The organism is Brevibacterium siliguriense (genome assembly GCF_900105315.1).
In the GTDB taxonomy this organism is placed as follows: Bacteria; Actinomycetota; Actinomycetes; order Actinomycetales; family Brevibacteriaceae; genus Brevibacterium; species Brevibacterium siliguriense.
In genome coordinates, this window is sequence record NZ_LT629766.1 from 3,338,568 (window position 1) to 3,363,622 (window position 25,055).

Annotated in this window: 28 protein-coding genes; 4 read left to right on the forward strand and 24 right to left on the reverse strand. The window is 63.4% G+C overall.

From position 1 onward, the window contains the following. Window positions 1–38: 38 nt before the first annotated feature. The 18 genes from rplE to rpsL all read right to left on the reverse strand — a co-directional run bounded on the left by rplE (window position 39) and on the right by rpsL (window position 11,684). Complete coding sequence (gene rplE / locus BLU88_RS14960; protein WP_092015646.1) at window positions 39–608, reverse strand: 50S ribosomal protein L5; 570 nt, start codon at window positions 606–608, stop codon at window positions 39–41. Beyond that, window positions 608–976 (reverse strand): 50S ribosomal protein L24, encoded by a 369-nt coding sequence (gene rplX, locus BLU88_RS14965; RefSeq protein ID WP_092015649.1) that lies wholly within the window; start codon window positions 974–976, stop codon window positions 608–610. Before rplX ends, rplE begins: the two co-directional genes overlap by 1 nt. 2 nt (window positions 977–978) lie before the next feature. Continuing rightward, window positions 979–1,347, reverse strand: a complete 369-nt coding sequence (gene rplN / locus BLU88_RS14970) for a 50S ribosomal protein L14 (protein WP_025777921.1) — start codon at window positions 1,345–1,347, stop codon at window positions 979–981. Between the two features lie 145 nt (window positions 1,348–1,492). Then, window positions 1,493–1,780 carry a 30S ribosomal protein S17 gene (gene rpsQ, locus BLU88_RS14975; protein WP_092015652.1) on the reverse strand — a complete coding sequence of 96 codons (288 nt, stop codon included), beginning with the start codon at window positions 1,778–1,780 and terminating at the stop codon, window positions 1,493–1,495. Further along, window positions 1,780–2,031, reverse strand: a complete 252-nt coding sequence (rpmC, locus tag BLU88_RS14980) for a 50S ribosomal protein L29 (RefSeq protein ID WP_025777923.1) — start codon at window positions 2,029–2,031, stop codon at window positions 1,780–1,782. Before rpmC ends, rpsQ begins: the two co-directional genes overlap by 1 nt. A gap of 2 nt (window positions 2,032–2,033) precedes the next feature. Beyond that, entirely contained in the window at window positions 2,034–2,450 is a 417-nt protein-coding gene (gene rplP, locus BLU88_RS14985; protein WP_025777924.1) for a 50S ribosomal protein L16, read from the reverse strand. A 3-nt stretch (window positions 2,451–2,453) separates the two neighbouring features. Next, window positions 2,454–3,269 carry a 30S ribosomal protein S3 gene (gene rpsC / locus BLU88_RS14990; protein WP_039206332.1) on the reverse strand — a complete coding sequence of 272 codons (816 nt, stop codon included), beginning with the start codon at window positions 3,267–3,269 and terminating at the stop codon, window positions 2,454–2,456. Beyond that, window positions 3,269–3,655 (reverse strand): 50S ribosomal protein L22, encoded by a 387-nt coding sequence (gene rplV / locus BLU88_RS14995; protein ID WP_092015655.1) that lies wholly within the window; start codon window positions 3,653–3,655, stop codon window positions 3,269–3,271. Before rplV ends, rpsC begins: the two co-directional genes overlap by 1 nt. Window positions 3,656–3,697: 42 nt before the next feature. Next, on the reverse strand, window positions 3,698–3,979 hold the full coding sequence (gene rpsS, locus BLU88_RS15000; RefSeq protein ID WP_039206333.1) for a 30S ribosomal protein S19: 282 nt from the start codon (window positions 3,977–3,979) through the stop codon (window positions 3,698–3,700). Window positions 3,980–3,994: 15 nt separating this feature from the next. Then, window positions 3,995–4,831 carry a 50S ribosomal protein L2 gene (gene rplB, locus BLU88_RS15005; RefSeq protein WP_092015658.1) on the reverse strand — a complete coding sequence of 279 codons (837 nt, stop codon included), beginning with the start codon at window positions 4,829–4,831 and terminating at the stop codon, window positions 3,995–3,997. Window positions 4,832–4,861: 30 nt separating this feature from the next. Next, window positions 4,862–5,161 carry a 50S ribosomal protein L23 gene (rplW, locus tag BLU88_RS15010; protein ID WP_025777929.1) on the reverse strand — a complete coding sequence of 100 codons (300 nt, stop codon included), beginning with the start codon at window positions 5,159–5,161 and terminating at the stop codon, window positions 4,862–4,864. Continuing rightward, the gene (gene rplD, locus BLU88_RS15015; RefSeq protein ID WP_092015661.1) at window positions 5,158–5,811 is read right to left on the reverse strand and encodes a 50S ribosomal protein L4; all 654 of its coding nucleotides are present in this window, start codon (window positions 5,809–5,811) and stop codon (window positions 5,158–5,160) included. Before rplD ends, rplW begins: the two co-directional genes overlap by 4 nt. Window positions 5,812–5,816: 5 nt before the next feature. Then, window positions 5,817–6,491, reverse strand: a complete 675-nt coding sequence (gene rplC / locus BLU88_RS15020; protein ID WP_025777931.1) for a 50S ribosomal protein L3 — start codon at window positions 6,489–6,491, stop codon at window positions 5,817–5,819. Window positions 6,492–6,502: 11 nt separating this feature from the next. After that, window positions 6,503–6,811, reverse strand: a complete 309-nt coding sequence (gene rpsJ, locus BLU88_RS15025) for a 30S ribosomal protein S10 (RefSeq protein WP_009379191.1) — start codon at window positions 6,809–6,811, stop codon at window positions 6,503–6,505. A gap of 513 nt (window positions 6,812–7,324) precedes the next feature. Then, on the reverse strand, window positions 7,325–8,518 hold the full coding sequence (gene tuf, locus BLU88_RS15030) for an elongation factor Tu (protein WP_092015663.1): 1,194 nt from the start codon (window positions 8,516–8,518) through the stop codon (window positions 7,325–7,327). Window positions 8,519–8,634: 116 nt separating this feature from the next. After that, a complete protein-coding gene (gene fusA / locus BLU88_RS15035) occupies window positions 8,635–10,740 on the reverse strand; it encodes an elongation factor G (RefSeq protein ID WP_092015666.1) in 2,106 nt (701 codons plus the stop codon). A 99-nt stretch (window positions 10,741–10,839) separates the two neighbouring features. After that, window positions 10,840–11,310, reverse strand: coding sequence for a 30S ribosomal protein S7 (rpsG, locus tag BLU88_RS15040; RefSeq protein ID WP_039206341.1), 471 nt, complete (start codon window positions 11,308–11,310; stop codon window positions 10,840–10,842). Further along, a complete protein-coding gene (gene rpsL, locus BLU88_RS15045; protein ID WP_092015674.1) occupies window positions 11,310–11,684 on the reverse strand; it encodes a 30S ribosomal protein S12 in 375 nt (124 codons plus the stop codon). The genes rpsG and rpsL overlap by 1 nt, the downstream gene beginning before the upstream one ends. Window positions 11,685–12,239: 555 nt before the next feature. Here rpsL and BLU88_RS15050 point away from each other — a divergent pair. Both BLU88_RS15050 and katG read left to right on the forward strand, forming a co-directional pair. Beyond that, entirely contained in the window at window positions 12,240–12,713 is a 474-nt protein-coding gene (locus BLU88_RS15050; RefSeq protein ID WP_231939452.1) for a Fur family transcriptional regulator, read from the forward strand. A gap of 121 nt (window positions 12,714–12,834) precedes the next feature. Then, window positions 12,835–15,042, forward strand: coding sequence for a catalase/peroxidase HPI (gene katG / locus BLU88_RS15055; protein WP_092015680.1), 2,208 nt, complete (start codon window positions 12,835–12,837; stop codon window positions 15,040–15,042). Between the two features lie 433 nt (window positions 15,043–15,475). Here katG and BLU88_RS15060 read toward each other — a convergent pair whose 3' ends face one another. The 5 genes from BLU88_RS15060 to BLU88_RS15075 are packed head-to-tail and all read right to left on the reverse strand — an operon-like array spanning window position 15,476 to window position 19,118. Continuing rightward, window positions 15,476–16,987, reverse strand: a complete 1,512-nt coding sequence (locus BLU88_RS15060) for a sensor histidine kinase (protein WP_092015683.1) — start codon at window positions 16,985–16,987, stop codon at window positions 15,476–15,478. Beyond that, window positions 16,984–17,700 carry a response regulator transcription factor gene (locus BLU88_RS15065; protein ID WP_092015685.1) on the reverse strand — a complete coding sequence of 239 codons (717 nt, stop codon included), beginning with the start codon at window positions 17,698–17,700 and terminating at the stop codon, window positions 16,984–16,986. Before BLU88_RS15065 ends, BLU88_RS15060 begins: the two co-directional genes overlap by 4 nt. Before the next feature lie 16 nt (window positions 17,701–17,716). Further along, window positions 17,717–17,878: a hypothetical protein gene (locus BLU88_RS18190; RefSeq protein WP_157689151.1), complete on the reverse strand. Its 162-nt coding sequence runs from the start codon at window positions 17,876–17,878 to the stop codon at window positions 17,717–17,719. Between the two features lie 28 nt (window positions 17,879–17,906). Continuing rightward, window positions 17,907–18,431, reverse strand: coding sequence for a hypothetical protein (locus BLU88_RS18420; protein WP_197678143.1), 525 nt, complete (start codon window positions 18,429–18,431; stop codon window positions 17,907–17,909). Between the two features lie 39 nt (window positions 18,432–18,470). After that, complete coding sequence (locus tag BLU88_RS15075; RefSeq protein ID WP_092015688.1) at window positions 18,471–19,118, reverse strand: glycosyltransferase; 648 nt, start codon at window positions 19,116–19,118, stop codon at window positions 18,471–18,473. Between the two features lie 146 nt (window positions 19,119–19,264). Here BLU88_RS15075 and BLU88_RS15080 point away from each other — a divergent pair, with 146 nt between their 5' ends. Together BLU88_RS15080 and BLU88_RS15085 are read left to right on the forward strand one after the other, a co-directional pair. Beyond that, complete coding sequence (locus BLU88_RS15080) at window positions 19,265–19,951, forward strand: DUF1707 SHOCT-like domain-containing protein (RefSeq protein WP_092015691.1); 687 nt, start codon at window positions 19,265–19,267, stop codon at window positions 19,949–19,951. Next, a complete protein-coding gene (locus BLU88_RS15085; RefSeq protein WP_092015694.1) occupies window positions 19,948–20,973 on the forward strand; it encodes an ATP-dependent 6-phosphofructokinase in 1,026 nt (341 codons plus the stop codon). The genes BLU88_RS15080 and BLU88_RS15085 overlap by 4 nt, the downstream gene beginning before the upstream one ends. A 168-nt stretch (window positions 20,974–21,141) precedes the next feature. Here BLU88_RS15085 and BLU88_RS15090 read toward each other — a convergent pair whose 3' ends face one another. Then, a complete protein-coding gene (locus BLU88_RS15090; RefSeq protein ID WP_092015697.1) occupies window positions 21,142–25,014 on the reverse strand; it encodes a DNA-directed RNA polymerase subunit beta' in 3,873 nt (1,290 codons plus the stop codon). Window positions 25,015–25,055 lie beyond the last annotated feature (41 nt).

The following is a 25,055-nucleotide window of genomic DNA, read 5'->3' on the forward strand; positions in this document are numbered from 1 at the left end:
TCCGCCCACGTACTGTGCTTGGACCTGCAACGTAGAGATTATCTTTGCTTGAACGGGAACCCGAGGTGACGCAGCAGTGCACGTCCCTCGTCGTCGGTTGCCGCGGTGGTGACGACGGTGATATCCATACCGCGGACACGGTCGATCCGGTCCTGGTCGATCTCGTGGAACATGGACTGCTCCGTGAGGCCGAAGGTGTAGTTACCGTTTCCGTCGAACTGACGATCCGAGAGTCCGCGGAAGTCGCGGATACGCGGCAGTGCCAGAGTGATGACGCGGTCGATGAACTCCCACATCCGGGCTCCGCGCATGGTGACGTGAGCGCCGATGGGCTGACCTTCGCGCAGCTTGAACTGTGCGATGGACTTGCGGGCACGTGTCACGACAGGCTTCTGACCGGTGATCAGAGTCAGGTCGTTGATCGCGCCTTCGATCATCTTGGAATCGCGTGCTGCGTCACCCACACCCATGTTCACGACGACCTTGGTCAGTCGGGGAACCTGCATGGGGTTGGCGTAGTTGAACTCTTCCTGCAGCTTCGCAACGATCTCTTCGCGGTAAATCTGCTTGAGACGCGGTGCGGGACGGCTGGTGGTTGTTTCCGTCATCAGATCTCCTCCCCGGTGCGACGCGAGAAGCGAACCCGAATGGTCTTGGTGCGACCGTCGCGCTCGACGCTCTCCTCGCGGTATCCGACGCGGGTGGGCTTGTTGTCCTTGGGATCAACGAGCGCCACGTTGGACACGTGGATGGGGGCTTCGTGGGTCTCACGGCCACCAGCGGTGCCGCCGGCCTGAGTCTGCGTAGCCTTCTTGTGCTTGATCACGCGGTTGACGCCCTCAACGAGGACGCGGTTGCGTTCGGGGTAGACGGCAAGAACCTTGCCCTGCTTCCCACGATCGCCACCACGGGACTGCCGAGCGCCGGCGATGACCTGGACGAGGTCGCCCTTCTTGATATTGAGCTTGTTCGCCATGCTCACAACACCTCCGGTGCCAGGGAGACGATCTTCATGAACTTCTTGTCGCGGAGTTCGCGTCCCACGGGTCCGAAGATACGGGTGCCGCGAGGTTCCTCATCGTTCTTGAGGATGACAGCTGCATTCTCGTCGAACTTGATGTAGGAGCCGTCGGGACGACGACGTTCCTTGGCAGTGCGAACGATGACGGCCTTGACGACGTCACCCTTCTTCACGTTGCCGCCCGGGATTGCATCCTTGACGGTTGCCACGATGGTGTCACCGATCGAGGCGTAGCGCCGACCGGAGCCACCCAGGATCCTGATTGCCAGGATCTGCTTGGCGCCAGTGTTGTCGGCGACTTTGAGTCGCGACTCTTGCTGAATCACTATTTTCTCCTGTCGTCGCGCTGGTTCTCACGCCTGACGCGCGAGCCTTGCGGAACGTATTCATTGACATTTCACCCCGTTCCCGGTAGCCGCCCGCGGCCTGCAGGAGGCCGCGGGCGGGACCGGGTGGGTGGGGTGGCGTTGACTACTTGGCGCGTTCGATGATTTCGACGAGCCGCCAACGCTTCGCGGCCGAAAGCGGCCGCGTCTCGGCCACGAGGACGAGGTCGCCGATACCGGCGGTGTTCTCTTCGTCGTGAACCTTGTACTTGACCGACTTGCGCATGACCTTGCCGTAGAGGCGGTGCTTCATGCGCTCCTCAACCTCGACGACGATGGTCTTGTCCATCTTGTCGGATACAACGTAACCACGTGCGGTCTTGCGGGAGTTGCGTTCCGCAGCAGTGGCCTCGGTATTCGTGGTCTCCGCCATCACTTGCTCTCTTCCTTGGCATCAGCGGGGTTCGGACGGATGTCCAGCTCCCGTTCGTTGAGCACGGTGTAGATACGAGCGATGTCGCGACGCACGGCCTTGAGGCGTCCGTGGCTCTCCAGCTGACCGGTGGCCGACTGGAAACGCAGGTTGAACAGCTCGGCCTTGGCCTTCTTGAGCTCTTCTTGCAGACGCTCGTTGTCGTAACCGTCCAGCGCGTCGATGGAAAGGTTCTTCGAACCGATAGCCATTCTCACTCACCACCTTCGCGGGCCACGATACGGGCCTTCAGCGGAAGTTTGTGGATCGCCAGGCGCAGGGCCTCGCGAGCAACTTCCTCGGACACACCGCCGAGTTCGAACATGACTCGACCGGGTTTGACATTGGCGATCCACCACTCGGGCGATCCCTTACCGGAACCCATGCGGGTTTCGGCAGGCTTCTTCGTCAGCGGGTGATCAGGGTAGATGTTGATCCACACCTTGCCACCGCGCTTGATGTAGCGCGTCATGGCAATTCGTGCGGCCTCGATCTGACGGTTGGTGACATAAGCGGGCTCGAGAGCCTGAATGCCGTAGTCACCGAAGGACACCGTCGTGCCTCCCTTGGCAGCGCCGCCCCGGTTGGGGTGGTGCTGCTTGCGGAATTTCACTCGACGAGGGATCAGCATTTCTCAGCCCTCCGATCCGGCCTCAGCCGCGGGGGCTTCGGCACTGTTCTCAGTATTACGGGCCTGGTCGCCTCGGCGCGGTGCGCCTTCCTGACCACGTCCGCGGCCTCCACGACCGCGCCCACGGCCACGCGGACCACGAGCAGCAGGAGCCTTGGCCTGCTCGGCAGCAAGTTCCTTGTCGGTCATGTCGCCCTTGTAGATCCACACCTTGACGCCGATGCGTCCGAAAGTGGTGTGGGCTTCGTGAACGCCGAAGTCGATGTTCGCACGCAGGGTGTGCAGGGGCACACGGCCTTCGCGGTAGAACTCGGACCGGCTCATCTCAGCACCGCCGAGGCGGCCGGAGCACTGCACGCGGATGCCCTTGGCACCTGCGCGCTGAGCGCTCTGGATCGCCTTGCGCATCGCACGGCGGAAGGCCACGCGGCTGGCGAGCTGCTCGGCAACGCCCTGGGCGACGAGCTGTGCATCGACCTCGGGGTTCTTCACCTCAAGGATGTTGAGCTGAATCTGCTTGCCGGTGAGCTTTTCGAGCTGACCGCGGATGCGGTCTGCTTCGGCTCCGCGACGGCCGATGACGATGCCCGGACGTGCGGTGTGGATGTCGACGCGAACACGGTCACGCGTGCGCTCGATGTTGACCTTCGAGATGCCGGCCCGTTCGAGGCCGGTGTTCATCATCTGGCGGATCTTGACATCTTCGAGCACGTAGTCCTTGTAGCGCTGCCCCGGCTTGGTCGAGTCAGCGAACCACTTCGACTTGTGATCCGTGGTGATTCCGAGTCGGAATCCATTCGGATTGATCTTCTGGCCCATTAGCGGTTCCCCTTCCGGCTCTTGCGCTGAGGCAGGTCGTCACCGCTGGCCAGGACGACTGTCACGTGGCTGGTGCGCTTCTCGATGCGGAATGCACGACCCTGGGCACGCGGACGGAACCGCTTCATGGTCGGCCCCTCATCCACGAAGGCTTCGGAGATGACCAGTTCGTTCTCGTCGAACGCAAGCCCTTCCTCGTCGGCCCGGACACGCGCATTGGCGATGCCGGAGGCCACGAGCTTGTAAATCGGATCTGATGCCGACTGTTCTGCAAACTTCAACACTGCAAGTGCTTCGGTCGCCTGCTGACCACGAATGAGGTCGATGACGCGCCGAGCCTTGCGAGGCGTAACGCGCAGGTACCGCGCCTTAGCCTTGGCTTCCATCGCTTCCTTCTCTCTTCTCTAGGATCGAAAGAGTGCCCCGCCTCAGCGGCGGCGCCCTTTGCGATCGTCCTTTTCGTGGCCACGGAACGTCCGTGTCGGTGCGAACTCGCCGAGCTTGTGTCCGACCATCGACTCAGTGATGAAGACGGGGACATGCTTGCGTCCGTCATGTACTGCGATGGTGTGTCCCAGGAAGTCCGGGACGATCATCGAGCGACGAGACCATGTTTTGATGACATTTTTGGTGTTCTTCTCGTTCTGACGAGCCACCTTCTGGAAGAGGTGTTCGTCGACGAAAGGACCCTTTTTGAGGCTACGAGGCATAAGTCAGTACTCCAATCAGCGCTTCTTGCCGGTCCGGCGACGGCGCACGATGTACTTGTCGCTCTCTTTGTTCGGCCGGCGTGTGCGGCCCTCCAACTGACCCCACGGGCTGACTGGGTGACGACCACCCGAAGTACGGCCCTCGCCACCACCATGCGGGTGGTCGATCGGGTTCATCACGACACCGCGGACGGAGGGGCGCTTGCCCTTCCAACGCATGCGGCCTGCTTTGCCCCAGCTGATGTTCGACTGCTCGGCATTGCCGACCTCGCCGATCGTCGCACGGCAGCGCGCATCGACGTTGCGAATTTCGCCCGAAGGCATCCGCAGCTGCGCGAAACGACCGTACTTCGCCACGAGCTGCACGGACGAGCCTGCAGAACGAGCGATCTTGGCACCGCCGCCGGGACGCATTTCGACTGCGTGTACCACGGTGCCGACTGGGATGTTGCGCAGGGCAAGGTTGTTGCCCGGCTTGATGTCTGCACCCGGACCGGCTTCCACCTGCGCGCCCTGCTTGAGGTTCTGCGGGGCGATGATGTAGCGCTTCTCTCCGTCTGCATAGTGCAGCAGAGCGATGCGAGCGGTACGGTTCGGGTCATATTCGATGTGTGCGACCTTCGCCGGAACGCCATCTTTGTCATGGCGGCGGAAGTCGATGACACGGTACTGACGCTTGTGACCGCCGCCCTGGTGGCGGGTGGTCACGCGTCCCTGGCTGTTGCGGCCGCCGCGCTTGGGCAGCGGGCGCAGAAGCGACTTCTCCGGTGTAGACCGGGTCACTTCGACGAAGTCGGCGACCGACGAGCCACGGCGGCCCGGGGTCGTCGGCTTGTGCTTACGGATTCCCATGAGTCTTGTCCTTCTTTGACGAAGGATCGCTTAGAGCGATCCACCGAAGATGTCGATCGATCCGTCCTTGAGGGCGACAATGGCACGCTTGGTGTCCTTGCGCTTTCCCCAACCGGTGCGGGTGCGGCGGCGCTTGCCCTGACGGTTCAGGGTGTTCACCTTGGCGACCTGCACATCGAAGATCGTTTCAATGGCTTGCTTGATCTCGGTCTTGTTCGAGTCCTGGTCGACGAGGAAGGTGTACTTGCCTTCGTCCATCAGGCTGTAGGTCTTCTCCGAGACGACCGGAGCGACGATGATGTCGCGCGGGTCCTTGAAGTTCAGACTCATGATGCGTCCTCCGATTTGCGGTTTCCGCTCAGGAACGCGGCAAGGGCTGCCTCGGTGAACACGATGTCATCGGCGAGCAGCACATCATAGGTGTTGAGCTGATCGGAGGTGAGCACGTGAACGTGGGGCAGGTTGCGCACGCTCAGGTAGGTGAGCTCGTCGTCACGCTCGAGCACCACGAGAGTGTTCTTGCGCTCGGACAAGCCGGCCAGTGCGGCCTTAGCCTGCTTGGTCGACGGGGCGTCGCCGGTGACCAGGTTCTTCACCACGAAGACCTGATCCAGGCGTGCACGATCGGACAGAGCTCCGCGCAGAGCCGCGGCCTTCATCTTCTTAGGTGTCCGCTGCGAGTAGTCACGCGGGACAGGTCCGTGCACGATTCCGCCGCCGTTGTACTGAGGAGCGCGGATCGAACCCTGACGGGCGTTTCCGGTTCCCTTCTGGCGGTATGGCTTGCGACCGCCACCGCGAACTTCGGAGCGGGTCTTCGTCTTGTGCGTACCCTGACGGGCCGCAGCCAGCTGTGCAACGACGACCTGGTGGATCAGGGGCACGTTGGTCGGCACGCCGAAGACCTCGGCGGGAAGATCAACCGAGCCGGCCTTGGCACCAGCGGCATCGATGACGTCGACTGTCTTGACATCAGTCATTACGTTCAGGCCTCCTTCACGGCCGAGCGAACGAGGACGACTCCACCCTTGGGGCCGGGAACGGCGCCCTTGATGAGCAGGAAGTTGTTCTCGTTGTCCACGGCGTGGATCGTGAGGTTCTGGGTGGTGTGCTTGACAGCGCCCATACGGCCGGCCATGCGCATACCCTTGAACACGCGACCAGGTGTCGCGGCTCCGCCGATCGAACCTGGCTTGCGGTGGTTGCGGTGCTGACCGTGGGAGGCGCCGACGCCGGCGAAGCCGTGACGCTTCATGACACCGGCAGTGCCCTTGCCCTTGGTCTTCGCAGTGACATCGACCTTGATACCGGCTTCGAACGTGTCGACGCCGAGCTCCTGGCCGAGCTCGTAGTCAGCAGCATCTGCAGTACGCAGTTCGACAAGGTGACGGCGTGGGGTCACGCCGGCCTTCTCGAAGTGGCCTGCAGTCGGCTTGTTGACCTTGCGAGGATCGATCTCGCCGAACGCGATCTGCACAGCGGGGTAACCATCGGTTTCCTCGTTGCGGACCTGAGTTACGACGTTGTTTCCGGTGGCCACAACGGTCACCGGCACGAGGTTGTTCTGCTCATCCCAGACCTGGGTCATACCCAGCTTGGTTCCCAGCAGGCCCTTGACCTTGCTGGTGGTCGGGAGAGCGGATGAACGAGTGTTCGCCATTGCTGCCTCCCTTAGAGCTTGATCTCGATGTTGACGTCGTCAGCGAGGTCGAGACGCATCAGCGAGTCGACTGCCTTCGGCGTCGGGTCGACGATGTCGATCAGACGCTTGTGCGTGCGCATTTCGAAATGCTCACGGCTGTCCTTGTACTTGTGCGGCGAACGGATGACGCAGTACACGTTCTTCTCCGTTGGCAACGGCACGGGGCCCACTACAGTCGCACCTGCCCGAGTGACGGTGTCCACGATCTTGCGTGCGGCACTGTCAATCACAGCGTGGTCGTACGACTTGAGCCGAATGCGGATCTTCTGTCCCGCCATGGCGTCGTCTCTTTCTTTAGTTGCTTCCGGCCATCAACTCGCAGAGGACTTCCGACTCTCTGCCGTCTGTGCCGGCTGACCATGACCGACCCCCGAGGTCGGGCGTGTCGGCTGATCCTGACGGAGAAATTCTCACTTCTCCCTCAACCGCCGACGGCGCTTCTACTCATTGGCTGCTCGGTCCGAACCCGCATGATGCAGATTCATCGATCCGATAGTGTTTCGGGCTGTTCGCGGTATCACTACCGCAGTGCAGGGGTCAACGCCCAAAACGCAACCTCACCATCTTGTCATAGAGCACTTCGCCCGCGCAATTCCGGGCGCCATGCCTGTGAGGGAACTCTCAAGGATCATTTCGGCGCGACTCGCGGCCTGCTTCGACACATTGCCCCTCGGCAACTCCCCCACCTGCATCATCCGACCGGTCACCGACTCGACTGGTTCACAGGAATACGGAAAGGGCCGCAGCTCCGAAGAGCTGCGGCCCCTGCCGGTGGTACTCAGTGAGTCAGATCAGGCGTTGATCTTGGTGACTCGACCGGCGCCGACGGTGCGTCCACCCTCGCGGATAGCGAAGCGGAGGCCGTCCTCCATGGCGATCGGCTGAATGAGCTCGACCGACATGTCGGTGTTGTCGCCGGGCATGACCATCTCGGTGCCCTCAGGCAGCGTGATGACGCCGGTGACGTCCGTGGTCCGGAAGTAGAACTGCGGACGGTAGTTCGAGTAGAACGGGTTGTGACGTCCGCCCTCGTCCTTGCTCAGGATGTAGACCTGAGCTTCGAACTTGGTGTGCGGGGTGATCGAACCCGGCTTCACGATGACCTGACCGCGCTCAACGTCTTCACGCTTGGTGCCGCGGAGCAGCAGACCAACGTTCTCACCTGCCCGGGCATCCGGCAGGGTCTTGCGGAACATCTCGATGGCGGTGACGGTCGTCTTGGACGACTTCTCCTTGATGCCGACGATTTCGATATCATCGTTCGGCAGCAGGACGCCGCGCTCGACACGACCGGTCACGACGGTTCCACGACCGGTGATCGTGAAGACGTCCTCGACGGGCATGAGGAACGGCTTGTCGACGTCGCGCTCCGGCTCCGGAACGTTGTCATCGACGGCGGCCATGAGATCCTGGACGCTCTTGACCCACTTCTCGTCGCCTTCCAGCGCCTTGAGAGCGGAAACCGGGATGACCGGAGCGTTGTCTCCGTCGAACTCCTGGCTCGAGAGCAGGTCGCGAACCTCGAATTCGACGAGCTCGAGCAGCTCTTCGTCATCGACCATGTCGGACTTGTTCAGCGCGCACACGATGTAGGGAACACCGACCTGACGCGCGAGCAGCACGTGCTCACGGGTCTGGGGCATCGGACCGTCAGTGGCGGCAACGACGAGGATCGCACCGTCCATCTGAGCGGCACCGGTGATCATGTTCTTCACGTAGTCGGCGTGACCCGGGGCATCGACGTGAGCGTAGTGACGCTTCTCCGTCTGGTACTCAACGTGCGAGACGTTGATGGTGATGCCGCGCTCCTTCTCCTCAGGTGCGTTGTCGACCTGGTCGAAGGCGCGAGCCTCGTTGAGATCCGGGTACTGATCCGCCAGGACCTTGGTGATCGCAGCGGTCAGGGTGGTCTTTCCGTGGTCAACGTGGCCGATGGTGCCGATGTTGACGTGCGGCTTAGTCCGTTCGAAACTAGCCTTTGCCACTGGGTTCCTCCTCGTGGTTGTCAAAAGATATGCGGTTCATATCTTAGACCTTTTGTTGGTTATCTTTCATTCCGGCAATCATGTTCTTGATCACCGGGGCGACCGGAATTCGGAGATTACTCTCCGCCGCGCACCTTCTGGATGATCTCCTCGGCAACAGCCTTCGGGACCTCCGCATAGCTGGAGAACGTCATCGAGTACACCGCACGGCCCTGGGTCTTCGACCGCAGATCACCGATGTAACCGAACATCTCCGACAGCGGGACCACAGCCTTGACGACCTTCACACCGGAAGCATCGTCCATCGACTGAATCTGTCCACGCCGGGAATTCAGGTCGCCGATGACGTCACCCATGTATTCCTCAGGGGTACGCACCTCGACGTCCATGACCGGTTCGAGAAGAACCGGGTTCGCCCGCTGGACGGCCTCCTTGAAGACCATCGAACCGGCGATCTTGAATGCCATCTCTGAAGAGTCGACATCGTGGTAGGCGCCATCGACCAGAGTGGCCTTGACACCGACCATGGGGTAACCGGCGAGGGCACCGAACTGCATGGCGTCCTGGATGCCGGCGTCGACGCTCGGAATGTACTCGCGCGGAACGCGTCCGCCCGTGATGGCATTCTCGAACTCGTAAATCGTATCGCCTTCGACCTCGAGGGGCTCGAAAGTGACCTGGACCTTTGCGAACTGTCCCGATCCACCCGTCTGCTTCTTGTGGGTGTAATCGTACTTCTCGACAGTGCGACGGATGGTCTCACGGTAGGCGACCTGCGGCTTGCCGACATTCGCCTCAACCTTGAACTCGCGACGCATGCGGTCGACGAGGATGTCGAGGTGCAGCTCGCCCATTCCGCGGATGACGGTCTGGCCGGTCTCCTCATCAAGTTCGACCTGGTAGGTCGGGTCTTCCTTGACGAACTTCTGGATGGCCGAGGACAGCTTCTCCTGGTCGCTCTTGGTCTTCGGTTCGATGGCCACGGAGATCACAGGCTCCGGGAAGGTCATCGATTCGAGGGCGATCGGGTTGGCCGGGTCGCTGAGAGTATCGCCCGTCGTGGTCTCCTTGAGACCGATGAAGGCGTAGATGTGACCGGCGAATGCCTCTTCGACAGGGTTCTCCTTGTTGGAGTGCATCTGGAAGAGCTTGCCGACACGTTCCTTCTTGCCCGACGAGGTGTTGAGCACCTGATCACCGGACTTCACGTGACCGGAGTACACGCGCACATAGGTCAGCGATCCGAAGAACGGGTGAGAGGCGACCTTGAAGGCCAGCGCCGAGAACGGCTCCTCCGTCGAAGGCTTGCGGGTCAGCTCCTCCTCGTCGTTGCTCGGGTTGTGTCCGATCATCGGAGGCACATCGAGCGGCGAGGGGAGGTAGTCGATGACCGCGTTGAGCATGGGCTGCACACCCTTGTTCTTGTACGCGGAACCGCACATGACCGGGAAGGCCTCGGACTTGATGACGAGTTCGCGAATCCCGGCCTTGATATCAGCCGTCGTGAGCTCTTCGCCCTCGAGGTACTTCTCCATGAGCTCTTCCGAGCTCTCGGCGACGTCCTCGACGAGCTGCGCACGGTACTGAACAGCCTTTTCCTTGAGATCCTCGGGGATCTCGATCTCGGTGATGTCCTGACCCATCTTGCTCTCGTCGGGCCAGGTGTAGGCCGTCATCTCGAGCAGATCGACGACACCGGAGAATTCGCTTTCGGCACCGATCGGCAGCTGGATGACCAGCGGCTTCGCACCGAGGCGCTCCTTGATGGTGTCGACGGTGAAGTAGAAGTCAGCACCCAGCTTGTCCATCTTGTTGACGAAGCAGACGCGCGGAACGTCGTACTTGTCGGCCTGACGCCACACGGTCTCCGACTGGGGCTCAACGCCCTCCTTGCCGTCGAACACTGCGACGGCACCATCGAGGACGCGCAGCGAGCGCTCGACCTCGACCGTGAAGTCGACGTGACCAGGGGTGTCGATGATGTTGATCTGGTTGTCGTTCCAGTAGCAGGTCGTCGCGGCCGACGTGATCGTGATGCCGCGTTCCTTCTCCTGGTCCATCCAGTCCATGGTGCCGGCGCCGTCGTGGGTCTCGCCCATCTTGTAGTTCACGCCGGTGTAGAAGAGGATGCGTTCGGTCGTAGTTGTCTTACCGGCATCGATGTGGGCCATGATGCCGATATTACGGACCTTGTTCAGGTCGCTGAGCACGTCAAGTGCCACGGTGTCTCTCTCTCAATCGATGATTTGCTCGACTCCCCTGCGCCGCCGGCCGGCGACCCTCGCGGACGAGGTCCGCCGACCAGCGCACAGGGCAGGCGATTACCAGCGGTAGTGGGCGAAGGCCTTGTTGGACTCGGCCATCTTGTGAGTGTCCTCGCGACGCTTGACTGCTGCGCCGAGGCCGTTGCCGGCGTCGAGGATCTCATTCATGAGGCGTTCGGTCATGGTCTTCTCACGGCGCTGGCGGGAGTAACCCACGAGCCACCGCAGAGCCAGGGTGGTCGAACGAGCCGGACGAACATCAATCGGGACCTGGTAGGTCGCACCGCCGACGCGGCGGGAGCGGACCTCGAGGGACGGACGGATGTTGTCGAGAGCCTTCTTCAGGTTGACAACGGGGTCGTTGCCGTTCTTCTCGCGGGTGCCTTCGAGGGCACCGTAGACGATCCGCTCTGCAGTCGAGCGCTTGCCGTCGAGCAGGATCTTGTTGATCAGCTGCGTGACGAGCGGTGAGCTGAAGACCGGGTCAACGACGATCGGTCGCTTGGGTGCAGGACCTTTACGTGGCATTACTTCTTCTCCCTCTTCGCACCGTACTTGCTGCGGGCCTGCTGGCGACCCTTGACGCCCTGGGTGTCGAGCGAACCGCGGACGATCCGGTAGCGGACACCGGGCAGATCCTTGACGCGGCCACCGCGCACGAGCACGATCGAGTGCTCCTGCAGGTTGTGTCCCTCGCCCGGGATGTAGGCGGTCACCTCGATCTGGCTCGAAAGCTTGACACGAGCGACCTTGCGAAGAGCCGAGTTCGGCTTCTTGGGGGTAGTGGTGTACACACGGGTGCACACTCCACGACGCTGCGGGCTGCCCTTGAGGGCAGGAGCGTCCGATCCTGCTGAATTGACATGCCGTCCCTTGCGGACGAGCTGCTGGATAGTCGGCACTAAGCGTTCTCCATTTGCTTCTCGATAGACCTAATTCCCAATGTCGGCCACGATCGCAGTCGTCTCTGTGAACCGTGGGACATATCCGACCGGACACCGGGTGAAGCTCGGCTCCCGATGCCAGTAAACACGCGAGTCGTCGGCCCCTGCGCCCGGGTGTGTCGCAAGGACACGGAAGCGCAGCGACGACTTCTCGGCGGCCTGCAGCGACGATTTCTCTCAGGGATTCCGGGTCTCACAGAACACCCGGCAGGATCGATCGACGACGCAGATAACACAATCAGTCGCCTACCAGAATATCTCTCTCGAGCACGTCTGGTCAAAATGGCGATTATCCATCCTACTGCGTCCTGTCGTCGATTTCACGCGGCATCGCCCGCCGTGCCGAAACCACGTGCCCCACCTCCGAAGATGCGAGCTCAAGGCATGTCGCTCTATCTCCTCGCGCTGCACCACCCGGGCAGCCGCGCTCAAAGCGGCAACTGCGGGCCGCCTCGGCGAGGTTCTCTCGATTCTTTCCTTGACTCGTTCAAAAGAAGCAGGCATTCTGGTGCTGTGAACGGGACGAAGCATGAACACGACGACGCCGCCGCGGCTCTGCGGCGGACGTCGCTGCGTGTGACGAAGCAGCGAGTCGCAGTTCTCGATGCCGTGCGGGACCACCCGCACGCCGATACCGAGACCGTGATCCGCTCGGTGCGGGAATCGCTGCCAGCGGTCTCCCATCAAGCGGTCTATGATTCTCTCCACACTCTCACCGAGGTGGGGCTCGTCCGCTGCATCAGACCTTCGGGTTCTGTGGCTCGGTACGAGCGTCGCATCGGGGACAATCACCATCACCTGGTGTGCCGATCGTGCAATCTCATCGTCGATGTCGACTGCACGGTCGGGCAGGCCCCGTGCCTGACCCCGTCCCACGATGCCGGCTTCGTCGTCGATCAGGCCGAAGTGACATTTTGGGGCCTGTGTCCCGAATGTGCGTCTGCCGATGCTCAGCTGACCGGTGACGATCAGTTCTCGTCCGTGTGATTCCCGGATTCCGTTCACCACCACCCGTCTTCTTCCGAGGACCCGACTATGCCCTTTCTGCGAGGGTTGCCCATCCCGTCATCCGAGTCGTCGACTGCGACTCGACTGTGAAAGGAACACGATGACCCAGACGACCACCGGCGGCTGCCCGGTCGCCCACACCTCCACGGAACCGGCTGCGGCGCCGGATTCCGACCAGCTGGTCAACCCCGTCCAGGGTGATGCCAACGCCCAGTGGTGGCCCAATCGCCTCAACCTCAAGATCCTTGCCAAGGGGCAGCCGGCGCGCGACCCCATGGATCCTGACTTCGACTACGACGCGGAGTTCAACAGCCTCGACTACTACCAGCTCAAGGCCGACATCGAAGCTCTGCAGAAGGACAACCAGGACTGGTGGTCCGCTGACTTCGGGCACTACGGCCCGTTCATGATCCGCATGGCCTGGCACTCGGCCGGCACCTACCGCGTTCAGGACGGCCGCGGAGGCGGCGGCGAGGGTCAGCAGCGCTTCGCACCGCTGAACTCCTGGCCCGACAACGTCTCGCTCGACAAGGCTCGCCGTCTGCTGTGGCCGGTGAAGAAGAAGTACGGCAAGAAGATCTCCTGGGCCGACCTCTTCATCCTCGCCGGCAACGTCGCTCTCGAATCGATGGGCTTCAAGACCTTCGGCTTCGCCGGCGGCCGCAAGGACGTCTGGGAACCCGACAACGATGTGTACTGGGGCTCCGAGACCGAATGGCTGGGCACCGACAAACGCTACGTGGGCAACCGTGAGCTGCAGAAGCCTCTGGCGGCGACCACCATGGGCCTCATCTACGTCAACCCCGAGGGCCCGGAGGGTGAACCCGATCCGGTCAAGGCCGCAATCGACATCCGCGAGACCTTCGCACGCATGGCTATGAACGACGAGGAGACCGTCGCACTCATCGCCGGCGGACACACCTTCGGCAAGACGCATGGTGCCGGTCCTGAATCGCACAAGGGTGCCGACCCGGAAGCCGCTCCGCTCGAAGAGCAGGGCCTGGGCTGGAAGTCCGATTTCGGCACGGGGCAGGGCAACGACTCCATCGGCTCGGGCATCGAGGTCACTTGGACCTACCACCCGACCCGCTGGGACAACGAATTCTTCCACATTCTCTTCGCCTACGAGTGGGAGGTCTTCGAGAACGAAGGCGGACACCTGCAGTGGCGTCCCAAGGACGGCGGCGGGGACGATATGGTCCCCATGGCCCAAGGTGACGGGCGCCGCGAGCCCCGTATGCTCACGACCGACCTGTCACTGCGCTTCGATCCCGCGTACGAGAAGATCTCGCGCCGCTTCAAGGACGACCAGAAAGCGTTCGAAGATGCTTTCGCTCGCGCCTGGTTCAAGCTCACCCACCGCGATATGGGCCCGGCGACCCGTTACCTCGGCCCCGAAGCTCCGAGCGAGGAGCTCATCTGGCAGGACCCGGTTCCGGCCGGCACCCCGCTTGATGACGCCGGCCTCGAAGCCGTCAAGACAGCCGTCCGCGAGTCCGGGCTGACCGTCTCACAGCTCGTGTCGACGACATGGGCCGCGGCCTCGTCACACCGCGTCTCGGACATGCGCGGCGGCGTCAACGGAGGTCGTCTCCGTCTCGAACCGCAGCGCAGCTGGGAGGCCAACGAGCCCGCCAAGCTCGCCGAGGTGCTTCCCGTGCTCGAGGGCATCGCCGAGTCCACCGGCGCATCGTTTGCCGATGTGCTGGCAATCGCCGGCGCCGTCGGAGTCGAGACCGCTGCCGCGGCGGCCGGTCACTCGATCACGGTTCCGGTCTCCACCGGCCGCGGGGACGCCACCCAGGAACAGACCGATGTCGACTCGTTCGGCTACCTCGAGCCGACCCACGACGGTTTCCGCAACTACCTCACCGAGGGCCTTCCGCTCAAGGCCGAGTACCTCCTGCTCGACAAGGCCAGCCTGCTGGGTCTGACCCCGCCGGAGCTCACGGTCCTCATCGGCGGGCTCCGCGTCCTCGGTGCGAACTACGAAGATTCCGAACTCGGTGTCTTCACCGATCGCCCCGGCGAGCTGACGAACGACTTCTTCGTCAATCTGCTCGATCTCGGCAACGTCTGGAAGCCCGTCGGACCGTCCGAGACGGCCAATGTCTACGAGTGCTACTCCCCCGAGGGCGAGAAGCTGTGGACCGGCAGCCGGATCGACCTCCTGTTCGGAGCGAACTCCGAACTGCGTGCGATCGCCGAGGTCTACGGCTCCGACGACGCGAACGAGAAGTTCGTCGCCGACTTCGTCAAGGCCTGGACGAAGCTCGTCGAAGCCGACCGCTTCGACCTCAAGCGCTGATCCGGATGGTCTCCTCACCAAGGTGACACTTCGGTCCTCCCCCGCCGAGGCGGCACTGGGCTGATCGCGGACGATGCCCCCATCGATTTCGATGGGGGCATCGTCATATCCGCAGTCGCTCAGTCCTGGGTTCCCCCGTCAGAGCTGGAGCTGTCCGAGGAGTTCCCGTTCTGGGCTCCGGGCATCCCATTCGATTGCCCGCCAGGCCCTCCCCCGTTTGGATTGTCCGCCGGGCATTCCGCCAGCGTCGGATTGTCCTCCTGACTGAGCGCCATCCCATTCTGTCCGCCCGTTCCTCCTGGGCCGTTCTGCCCGCCCGGTCTCTGGCTCGTTCCGGCGCTGTCTACAGTCCCAGCCGAGGCTGTGGCCAAGCTGTGCCTTCTACACGCCATTCCGACTGTCGTGCCGGACCCCGAGTTCAGGGCCCGTCCGCTCACGCCGCAGGCAGCCGCAGTTCGAAGATCGTGCCTTCGTCCGAACTCGCCATCGTGATGCTGCCGTGCATGAGCTTGATGAGGCCCGAAGCGATCGCCAGGCCCAGGCCCGAGGATCCTCCTTGAGCTCCCGTCTGGCGCGTCCGTGAGGGGTCTCCGCGGACGAAGCGGTCGAAGACCGTGTCGCGAATCTCCGTCGGGATGCCCGGACCGTCGTCGCCGATGCGGATGGCTACGTCGTCGCTGGGTGCCTTCCCCGCCACCGGCTTTCGCACGGCCGCAGCCGAAACGCTGACACGCGTTCCCGGAGGTGTGTGCACGCAGGCGTTCGTCAGCACGATCGATACGACGCGCCGCACATGGTCGAGAGCACCGCAGACTTCAAGAGGGTCCGGGGGCACGTCGAGGATGAGCGAATGATCGGGATGGACCACATGGGCATCGTCGACGAGTTCGACCAGCAGCGATGACACATCGACCGTGTCCTCGTTCGTCGGCTGCCGGCCGGCTTCCAGACGGGCCAGGAGCAGCAGGTCATCGACCAGGGAGGACATCCGCATCGCCCCGGAATCGATCTTCGCCAAGGAGGTGGTCACCTCCGCGGGCAGGTCCGCACGGTACGGCCGAGTGAGGTCGGCCCATCCGCGGATCGTCGCGATCGGCGTGCGCAGCTCATGGGAGGCATCGGCGACGAAGCGGCGCATCTGCTCGGTGCCACGGTAGCGCTCGTCGAGGGCGGTCCCGACATGGTCGAGCATCCGATTGACCGCGGCGCCGACATCGCCGACTTCGGTTCCGGGGACTGCGAGTTCCGAGGATACACGCAGCGCGAGCTCGGGCTTTCCGGCACTGAGTTCGAGGTCTGTGACCTCGCGTGCGGTGCGCGCGACGTCCCTGAGGTCACGCAGCTGGCGGTGGATGATGACGGCCATGAGACCGGCGGTGATGAGGACCCCGGTGAGGACGACGACCGCCGTCGTCCAGGCGGTGCGATCCATTGCGGCATCGACGCGGCCCTGCGGAACTCCATAGATGATCCTCGTTTCGTTGTCTTCGAAGGCCACGACCCGATAATCGCCGAACCCGGGCACACGCACGGATTCGTGACTGGTCTCGCTGTTCCCAGGTTCGACCGACAGCAGAGCTTCGATGGCGTCCGAGGACAGGGACCGGGGACGGCTCAGCCCCGCCTCGGCGATGAGCCCCTCTCCCCCGCCGCCGGAGTCGACGACGGCGAGCGCACCGTCACCGACTCCCGGCTGGAAGAGGAAACGCAGAGCTGAATCGACCGCCGACGATGAATCGGTGCCCGGCCCCGCTCCGGGCCCGCTGCCCGCCCCGCCGGACCGCGCGTGCGAAGTCATCGACGTCAGCTGCTCGTCGAGGTCGGACATCAGGGAGGTGCGTACGCTCAGCCAGGAGGCGGTGCCGATTCCGGTGCCGACGAGCAACAGCACGAGGCCGGCGAGGACGATGAGTCTCGTCTGCAGCCGCCACCGTCGCAGTCTCACTGCTCCGCCCGCAGGATGTAGCCGGCCCCGCGCTTCGTGTGGAAGAGATTCGGCAGGTCCGGGAACGGTGCGTCGATCTTCTTCCGCAGGTAGGACACGTAGAGTTCGACGATATTTCCGTTGCCTCCGAAGTCGTAGTCCCAGACGCGGTCGAGGATCTGCGCCTTCGACAGGACCACTCTCGGGTTGCGCATGAACAGCAGCAGCACCTCGAATTCGCGGGCTGTGAGCTCGATCTGCCGACCGGCGCGAGTGACCTCATGCGACCGTTCGTCGAGTTCGAGGTCGCCGACCCGCAGCACATCCTCCTCATCGCCCGGCCCCGCCGGTACGCTGCGCCGCAGTCGGGCCTCGATCCGGGCGATCACCTCGTCGAGGTTGAACGGCTTCGTCACATAGTCATCCCCGCCGAGGCGCAGCCCCGTGAGCCGGTCATCGACCTCGTCACGGGCGGAGAGGAAGACCACCGGGGTGTCGATGCCCTCGCCCCTGACCTTCTCGATGACGGCGAAACCGTCGAGGTCGGGCAGCATGACGTCGAGTACGATCGCATCGAAGTGCTCGCTTCGGGCCAGAGCCACCGCTTCGCGGCCCGTACCGACTCCCTCGGCGTCCCACCCGCGAACCCGGCAGGCCATGACGAGGAGTTCGGCGAGGTTCGCTTCGTCATCGACGATGAGGATGCGTGCCGGCGGGTTCTCTGTCGGAGTCATAGAACGATTATCACCCTCAATCGGCGCTGGGATCGTAGATCGTGACCGGGTGGAGAGTCGTGGATTCGAAGTTCGCCTCCACCCAGGCTGCGATCTGCGCCGAGGAGGAACCTGAGTCCGAACCTCCGGGCCTCGTCCGCTGCCGGAGCTGGTGCCGGCGATCGTCACGATCGAACACTGAGTCGTGCCGACGATCGTGCGCACGCCTAGCTGTGCAGGAATCGCCGCACTGCCCATGATCTCGAGCCCGACGAGCGCCGAGACGATCGCCGCTCCGATTCGCCATGGGCCGTGGCGATGAGCACCACCACTCCGATCGCGGAGACGATGAGCCAGCCGCCCCAGATGAGCAAGGCGGCACCGAGGCTGCCCCTGTCGGTCGTATCCGAATCTGCGCCGTCCGTGACGGCGGGGGCGGCTCTGCGTCGGGCCGCCTCGGCGAGAATGAGCAGAACAGCGGTGACGACGAGGAGGAAGAGCGCGGTGGGCAGGAACCAGGACTCCTGCTGGCCGAAGCTGCCAGTGAACAGGCGCGTCAGACCGGTCTCACCCCAGCTGCCTCCGCCACCGCCGCCGACGGACCCGGTCTCAATTCCGGTGAGGCGGCCGAACCCGTTGTAGCCGAAGGTGAGTTCGAGAAAAGAGTTCGTCTGCGAGCCTTCGGCATAGGGTCGGGAGTCCGTAGGGGTGAGTTCGACGAGTGCTATCCACCATTCGGCGCTGAGCACCATCGAAGCGATGGGAACGAACTGCCACAGCAGTCGCCTCGGCTATGAGGTGCGGGCGAGCAGCTCCGTGGCGAAGAACCATTCGGTGTCCTCGACGTTCGGCAGCAGCTCACGTGCTGCGCTTGCCGACATCGCCTTGAACCCGCATTGCGCGTCGCTGAAACCGACACCGAGGCTGAGCTTGAACAGTCGGTTGCAGCAGCGGTAGATGATCTCGCGTCTGATTCCGCGTTCGACCTGAAGACCCGGCTGCAGCGGAGACGCGATGGCCACATCGGCCAGTCCCGAGCGGATCACCTCGACCACAGGTCCGAGGACTCTGATGTCCGTGGCGAGATCGACATCCGTATAGGCGACGATATCCGCCGACGAAGCCTGCCACACCCGGGAGAGTGCGCGACCGCGCCCCTTCTCCTCGAATCGCACGTACTCGACGTTCCGATGCTCGGTCGCCGGGGCAGCGGCGATCCTCGGGGTCGAATCGGTGCACGCGTTGTCGGCGATGATGATCGTGACCTCGACTCCGGGGCCGGCGTCGGCGGCGAGAAGAGTCTGGACGGAAGAGGTCATCGTCGCCTCCTCGTGATACACCGGAACGACGAGGACGACGGTCACACTCGATCGGAGGGACGGGGCTCCTGGGGGGGGGGGCGCTGCGGGCTGGTTCCCGGCGGTGCACTCGAATCTCATGGTGTCCACATCCGCGTTCCCGCTAGGGCCAGCATCGGTCGCAGCTGTGGCTCGGCTGTCGACACGACGATGTGACAGATCGCCCTATCCGACCGCCTGGGCGAAGAGCCCGGTCTGGCCGTGTGAATCCCGCTACACTGGGGGCCATGGCCGATGATGACTCCCCTCCCCCGCCGCGTAGGATCCGTGCCTCCGACAAGGACCGTGACGAGGTCCTCTCTGTGATCACGGAGGCGGTGACGAACGGACGCCTCGACCCCGAAGAGACCGCGCAGCGTCAGGATGACGCAATCTCCGCGAAGTTCCTCGATGACCTCATGCCGCTCATCGACGACCTGCCGGAAGGCCACCGCCTCCACCAGAGACTCGCCCGGCAGACCGGGCACGGACACGACGCCGGCTCGGGTTCGGCCCTGCAGCCACGCGGACCGGCCGAACTCAGTCCGAGCGTCGATCCGGGTTCCGCCCCGCCCGCAAACTCCGTGGCTATCATGTCCGGTCGTGAGATCGACGTCGCGCCCGGCACCGCTCAGGTCACCACCTATGCGCTCATGGGCGGGGACAACATCGATCTGTGCGCCGTCATGGGACCCGGTGTGACCGTTGAACTGACCTCCTACTCGATGTGGGGCGGCAACGACATCTACGTCCCGCCGGGCGTGCGCGTCCGTGACGAGACGATCAACATCATGGCGGGCAATGAGGTCCGTCAGTCCGCGCGCGGCGACGGTTCGAACGGCACCATCGTCCTCAAGGGCTTCTCACTCATGGCCGGACACGACGTCCATCTGGCCAAAGGCTACCGAGCAAAGGATCAGGGTCAACTGGAATGAAGATCGGTGTACTCACTTCGGGCGGAGACTGCCCGGGACTCAACGCTGTCATCCGCGGCATCGTCCGCAAGGGAATCCGCACTCACGATGCCTCATTCGTCGGCATCCGCGATGGCTGGCGCGGTCTCCTCGAGGATGACATGTTCGATATGACGATGCTCGATGTGCGCGGTCTGTCCGGCCGGGGTGGCACCATCCTCGGCACCTCCCGTACTCACCCCTATGAGGACGGCGGTCCCGAGCGCATGCGCGAAGTCATGGCCGCCCACGGTATCGATTCGCTCATCGCCATCGGCGGCGAAGGCACTCTCGCGGGCGCTTCGCGTCTGGTCAACGAGGAGGGGCTGCACATCGTGGGCGTCCCCAAGACTATCGACAACGACCTCGGCAACACCGACTACACGTTCGGATTCGACACCGCCCAGTCGATCGCCACGGAAGCGATCGACCGGCTGCGCACCACGGCGGAATCCCATCACCGCTGCATGGTCATCGAGGTCATGGGGCGCAACGTCGGCTGGATCGCTCTGCACGCAGGGATGGCGGCCGGAGCCCATGCGATCCTCATGCCCGAATTCCCCGTCGACTTCGACCAGATCGCCGAATGGGTGACGTCAGCGAAGGACCGCGGGCGTGCCCCGATCGTCGTCGTCGCAGAGGGGTTCGTCCCCGAGGGCTTCGACTCTCAGGTCGCCGATCACGGCGTGGACAACCAGGGCCGTGTCCGCCTCGGCGGGATTGCGAACTACCTTACTCCGAAGATCGAAGAGATCACCGGAATCGAATCCCGCGCCACGATCCTCGGGCACCTGCAGCGAGGCGGCTCCCCCACCGCGTACGACCGTGTGCTGTCCACCCGCTTGGGCATGGCGGCCGCCGACCTGTCCCAGCACGGGCATTGGGGGAAGATGGCCAGCCTCAAGGGCACGGATATCGTCTCCGTGGAGATGTCCTCGGCCGTGCACAGTCTCAAATCGGTGCCGCTGCACCGCTGGGAAGAGGCACAGGTGCTCTTCGGCTGAGAGCGCGGTACCTTCACCGAGAAACGGGTGGAGTGTCGACACACGTGTGTGCACCCGCGTATTTCGACACTCCACCCGTTTCTCGATGTCAGAGCGAATGACAAAAGGGGCATCCACCATCTGGTGGATGCCCCCTCCTGTCTGCCTCAAGGCTGACGGATCAGCGGATCAGCTGAACGCTCCGTAGTCGTAGTCCTCCAGCGGGATGGCGGAACCGGAATCGGCCCCGATGCCCGCGTAGAAGTCGCCGTAGCTGTTCGTGAACATCTCGGCCTTGGCCTCTTCGGTCGGCTCCACCACGAGGTTGCGGTGGGTCTGCAGGCCGGTGCCGGCAGGGATGAGCTTACCGAGGATGACGTTCTCCTTCAGGCCCATTAGCGCATCGGACTTGCCTTCCATGGCCGCCTCGGTGAGGACGCGGGTGGTCTCCTGGAAGGATGCGGCCGACAGCCACGACTCGGTGGCCAGCGAAGCCTTCGTGATGCCCATCAGCTCGTCACGAGCCGATGCCGGCTGGCCGCCTTCGGCGACCACACGACGGTTCTCCGCCTGGTAGCGGCCGCGGTCGACGAGCTCACCGGGCAGCAGGTTCGTGTCGCCCGACTCGATCACGGTCACGCGACGCAGCATCTGCCGCACAATGACCTCGATGTGCTTGTCGTGGATGCCCACACCCTGCGACCGGTAGACCTTCTGGACTTCTTCGACGAGGAAGCGCTCGGCCTCACGGCGACCGCGGATGCGCAGCACCTGCTTCGGATCGACTGCACCGACGATGAGCTGTTCGCCGGCCTTGACGTGCTGGCCGTCCTCGACCATGAGCCGTGCACGCTTGGACACTGCGTGCTCGATCTCGTCGCTGCCGTCATCGGGGGTGATGATGACGAAGCGGGTCTTGCGGCTGTCGTCGATCTTCGCGCGTCCGGTCGCCTCGGCGATGGGGGCGAAGCCCTTCGGCGTGCGAGCTTCGAAGAGCTCGGTCACACGCGGCAGACCCTGCGTGATATCACCCGTAGATGCGGCAGCACCACCGGTGTGGAACGTACGCATAGTCAGCTGGGTGCCGGGCTCACCGATCGACTGTGCAGCGACGGTGCCGATGGCCTCGCCGATGTCGACGAGCTGGCCGGTCGCCATCGAGCGACCGTAGTGTTCGGCGGAGATCTGCGCATCGGAATCGGCAGTCAGCACGGAGTGGACCTTGAGCTCTTCGATGCCGTTGGCCACGAGCATGTCCACCACAGCTCCGGTGACATCGGATTTGGCCGGCAGGAGCACATTGCCCTCGGCGTCGGTGACGTCGGAGACGGTGAGACGACCGTAGACGGTGGTCTCGGCGTACTCGTGCGGAACCAGGTTGCCCTCATGATCGCGTTCGGCGATCGGCAGGGTGATGCCCTTGTTCGACTCGGCCTCTGCCGCGCGGATGATGACATCCTGCGAGACGTCGACGAGACGACGGGTCAGGTAGCCGGAGTCAGCGGTACGCAGAGCGGTATCAGCCAGACCCTTACGGGCACCGTGCGAGGCGATGAAGTACTCGAGCACTGCGAGTCCCTCACGGTAGTTCGACACGATCGGACGCGGGATGATCTCACCCTGTGGGTTCGTCACCAGACCGCGCATACCTGCCAGCTGACGCACCTGCATCCAGTTACCGGATGCACCGGACTCGACCAGCCGCAGCACCGAGTTCTCCTCGGGGAAGTTCGTGCGCATGATCTGGTCGACCTTCTCGGTCGTCTCGGTCCACAGCTTGACGAGCTCGTTGCGGCGTTCATCGTCTGTCAGCGCACCGAGTTCGTACTGCTGCTGAACCTTCGTGTCGATGACTTCGGCGTTGTCGATGATCTCGGTCTTCGCCTCGGGCGAGACGACGTCCGACATCGCGATGGTGATGCCCGAGCGGGTGGCCCAGTAGAAGCCGCCGGCCTTGAAGTTGTCCAGCGTCTGTGCGACCTCGACCTTCGGGTACTCTTCGGCGAGGTGGTTGACGATCCGGCTCAGGGCCTTCTTGTCGATCGTCGAGTTCACGAACGCGTAGTCGGCAGGCAGGTACTCGTTGAACGTTGCGCGCCCCAGAGTGGTCTGCACGTCCAGCGGATCGCCGGCCTCCCAGCCTTCGGGAAGTTCCATGTCCGCATTGGGCACGACATCATCGAGACGGATGGTGATCGGCGAACCGAGGTCGAGCTCTCCCCGGTCGAAGGCCATGATGGCTTCGCCCATTCCGGAGAACGCGCGTCCGTCGCCTGCGAGTCCCTTGCGCTCGGAGGTGAGGTGGAACAGACCGATGATCATATCCTGCGAAGGCATGGTCACGGGCTTGCCGTCCGAGGGCTTGAGGATGTTGTTGGCCGAGAGCATGAGGATGCGGGCCTCGGCCTGCGCCTCGGGGCTCAGCGGCAGGTGCACAGCCATCTGGTCACCGTCGAAGTCAGCATTGAACGCCGAGCAGACGAGGGGGTGCAGCTGGATGGCCTTGCCCTCGATGAGCTGCGGCTCGAACGCCTGGATGCCCAGACGGTGCAGGGTCGGTGCACGGTTGAGCAGCACAGGGTGTTCGGTGATGACCTCTTCGAGGACATCCCACACCTGCGGGTGCTGACGCTCGACCATGCGCTTGGCCGACTTGATGTTCTGAGCGTGGTTGAGATCGACCAGACGCTTCATCACGAAGGGCTTGAACAGCTCCAGAGCCATGGTCTTGGGCAGACCGCACTGGTGCAGGTGCAGCTGAGGACCGACGACGATGACCGAACGGCCCGAGTAGTCCACACGCTTGCCGAGCAGGTTCTGACGGAAACGTCCCTGCTTGCCCTTGAGCATGTCCGACAGCGACTTGAGCGGGCGGTTGCCCGGTCCGGTCACCGGCCGTCCGCGACGTCCGTTGTCGAACAGCGAGTCCACGGCCTCCTGCAGCATCCGCTTCTCGTTGTTGACGATGATCTCGGGAGCACCGAGGTCGAGCAGACGCTTGAGGCGGTTGTTGCGGTTGATGACGCGACGGTAGAGGTCGTTGAGGTCCGAGGTGGCGAAGCGGCCGCCATCGAGCTGCACCATCGGGCGCAGCTCCGGCGGGATCACCGGCACGACGTCGAGGACCATGCCCTCAGGGTTGTTGTCGGTGGTCAGGAACGCGTTGACGACCTTGAGGCGCTTGAGGGCACGGGTCTTGCGCTGTCCCTTGCCGGTGGCGATGAGCTCACGCAGCTTCTCGGCTTCGCCTTCGAGGTCGAAGTCGATGAGGCGCTTCTGGATGGCTTCGGCGCCCATGGCACCGGTGAAGTACAGGCCGAAGCGGTGGAACATCTCGCGGTACAGGCTCTCGTCGCCCTCGAGGTCGTTGACCTTGAGGTTCTTGAACCGGTCCCACACCTGCTCGATACGATCGACCTCACGGTCGGCGTTCTTGCGCAGCTTGTCCATTTCCTTCTCGGCGGTGTCGCGCAGCTTCTTCTTGGCCTGGGCGGTTCCGCCTTCGGCCTCGAGTGCGGCGAGATCCTCTTCGAGCTTCTTGGCACGACGGTCGATGTCGGCGTCACGGCGGGTGCCGATCTGCTGCTTCTCGACGTCGATCTTGTTCTGCAGGCTGGGCAGATCACGGTGACGGGAATCCTCGTCGACCGAGGTGATCATGTAGGCCGCGAAGTAGATGACCTTCTCGAGGTCCTTCGGAGCCAGGTCCAGCAGGTAGCCCAGACGTGAGGGCACACCCTTGAAGTACCAGATGTGGGTCACGGGAGCTGCGAGCTCGAGGTGGCCCATCCGCTCGCGACGCACCTTGGCACGGGTCACCTCGACGCCGCAGCGTTCGCAGATGATGCCCTTGAAGCGGACGCGCTTGTACTTTCCGCAGGCGCACTCCCAGTCGCGGGTGGGGCCGAAGATCTTCTCGCAGAAGAGTCCGTCCTTCTCCGGCTTCAGGGTGCGGTAGTTGATGGTCTCAGGCTTTTTCACCTCACCGTGTGACCAGCCGCGGATGTTCTCCGTGGTGGCAAGACCGATGCGCAGTTCATCAAAGAAATTGACGTCAGGCACGTAAATCCTCTTTCCTGGCGATGAACGAATCGTTCATCAAA

What these genes read in the sequence shown, in the direction of transcription:
- rplV (WP_092015655.1), bottom strand. Translation starts at nt 3,655, where the DNA reads ATGGAAGCCAAGGCTAAGGCGCGGTACCTGCGCGTTACGCCTCGCAAG.
- katG (WP_092015680.1), top strand. Translation starts at nt 12,835, where the DNA reads ATGACCCAGACGACCACCGGCGGCTGCCCGGTCGCCCACACCTCCACG.
- rplW (WP_025777929.1), bottom strand. Translation starts at nt 5,161, where the DNA reads ATGAGTCTGAACTTCAAGGACCCGCGCGACATCATCGTCGCTCCGGTC.
- rpsQ (WP_092015652.1), bottom strand. Translation starts at nt 1,780, where the DNA reads ATGGCGGAGACCACGAATACCGAGGCCACTGCTGCGGAACGCAACTCC.
- BLU88_RS15080 (WP_092015691.1), top strand. Translation starts at nt 19,265, where the DNA reads ATGGCCGATGATGACTCCCCTCCCCCGCCGCGTAGGATCCGTGCCTCC.
- rpsC (WP_039206332.1), bottom strand. Translation starts at nt 3,269, where the DNA reads ATGGGCCAGAAGATCAATCCGAATGGATTCCGACTCGGAATCACCACG.
- rpsG (WP_039206341.1), bottom strand. Translation starts at nt 11,310, where the DNA reads ATGCCACGTAAAGGTCCTGCACCCAAGCGACCGATCGTCGTTGACCCG.
- BLU88_RS15085 (WP_092015694.1), top strand. Translation starts at nt 19,948, where the DNA reads ATGAAGATCGGTGTACTCACTTCGGGCGGAGACTGCCCGGGACTCAAC.
- BLU88_RS15065 (WP_092015685.1), bottom strand. Translation starts at nt 17,700, where the DNA reads ATGACTCCGACAGAGAACCCGCCGGCACGCATCCTCATCGTCGATGAC.
- rplD (WP_092015661.1), bottom strand. Translation starts at nt 5,811, where the DNA reads ATGACTGATGTCAAGACAGTCGACGTCATCGATGCCGCTGGTGCCAAG.
- BLU88_RS15075 (WP_092015688.1), bottom strand. Translation starts at nt 19,118, where the DNA reads ATGAGATTCGAGTGCACCGCCGGGAACCAGCCCGCAGCGCCCCCCCCC.
- rpsS (WP_039206333.1), bottom strand. Translation starts at nt 3,979, where the DNA reads ATGCCTCGTAGCCTCAAAAAGGGTCCTTTCGTCGACGAACACCTCTTC.
- rplC (WP_025777931.1), bottom strand. Translation starts at nt 6,491, where the DNA reads ATGGCGAACACTCGTTCATCCGCTCTCCCGACCACCAGCAAGGTCAAG.
- BLU88_RS18420 (WP_197678143.1), bottom strand. Translation starts at nt 18,431, where the DNA reads ATGGTGCTCAGCGCCGAATGGTGGATAGCACTCGTCGAACTCACCCCT.
- rplB (WP_092015658.1), bottom strand. Translation starts at nt 4,831, where the DNA reads ATGGGAATCCGTAAGCACAAGCCGACGACCCCGGGCCGCCGTGGCTCG.
- rplX (WP_092015649.1), bottom strand. Translation starts at nt 976, where the DNA reads ATGGCGAACAAGCTCAATATCAAGAAGGGCGACCTCGTCCAGGTCATC.
- rplE (WP_092015646.1), bottom strand. Translation starts at nt 608, where the DNA reads ATGACGGAAACAACCACCAGCCGTCCCGCACCGCGTCTCAAGCAGATT.
- rpmC (WP_025777923.1), bottom strand. Translation starts at nt 2,031, where the DNA reads ATGGCTATCGGTTCGAAGAACCTTTCCATCGACGCGCTGGACGGTTAC.
- rpsJ (WP_009379191.1), bottom strand. Translation starts at nt 6,811, where the DNA reads ATGGCGGGACAGAAGATCCGCATTCGGCTCAAGTCGTACGACCACGCT.
- rplP (WP_025777924.1), bottom strand. Translation starts at nt 2,450, where the DNA reads ATGCTGATCCCTCGTCGAGTGAAATTCCGCAAGCAGCACCACCCCAAC.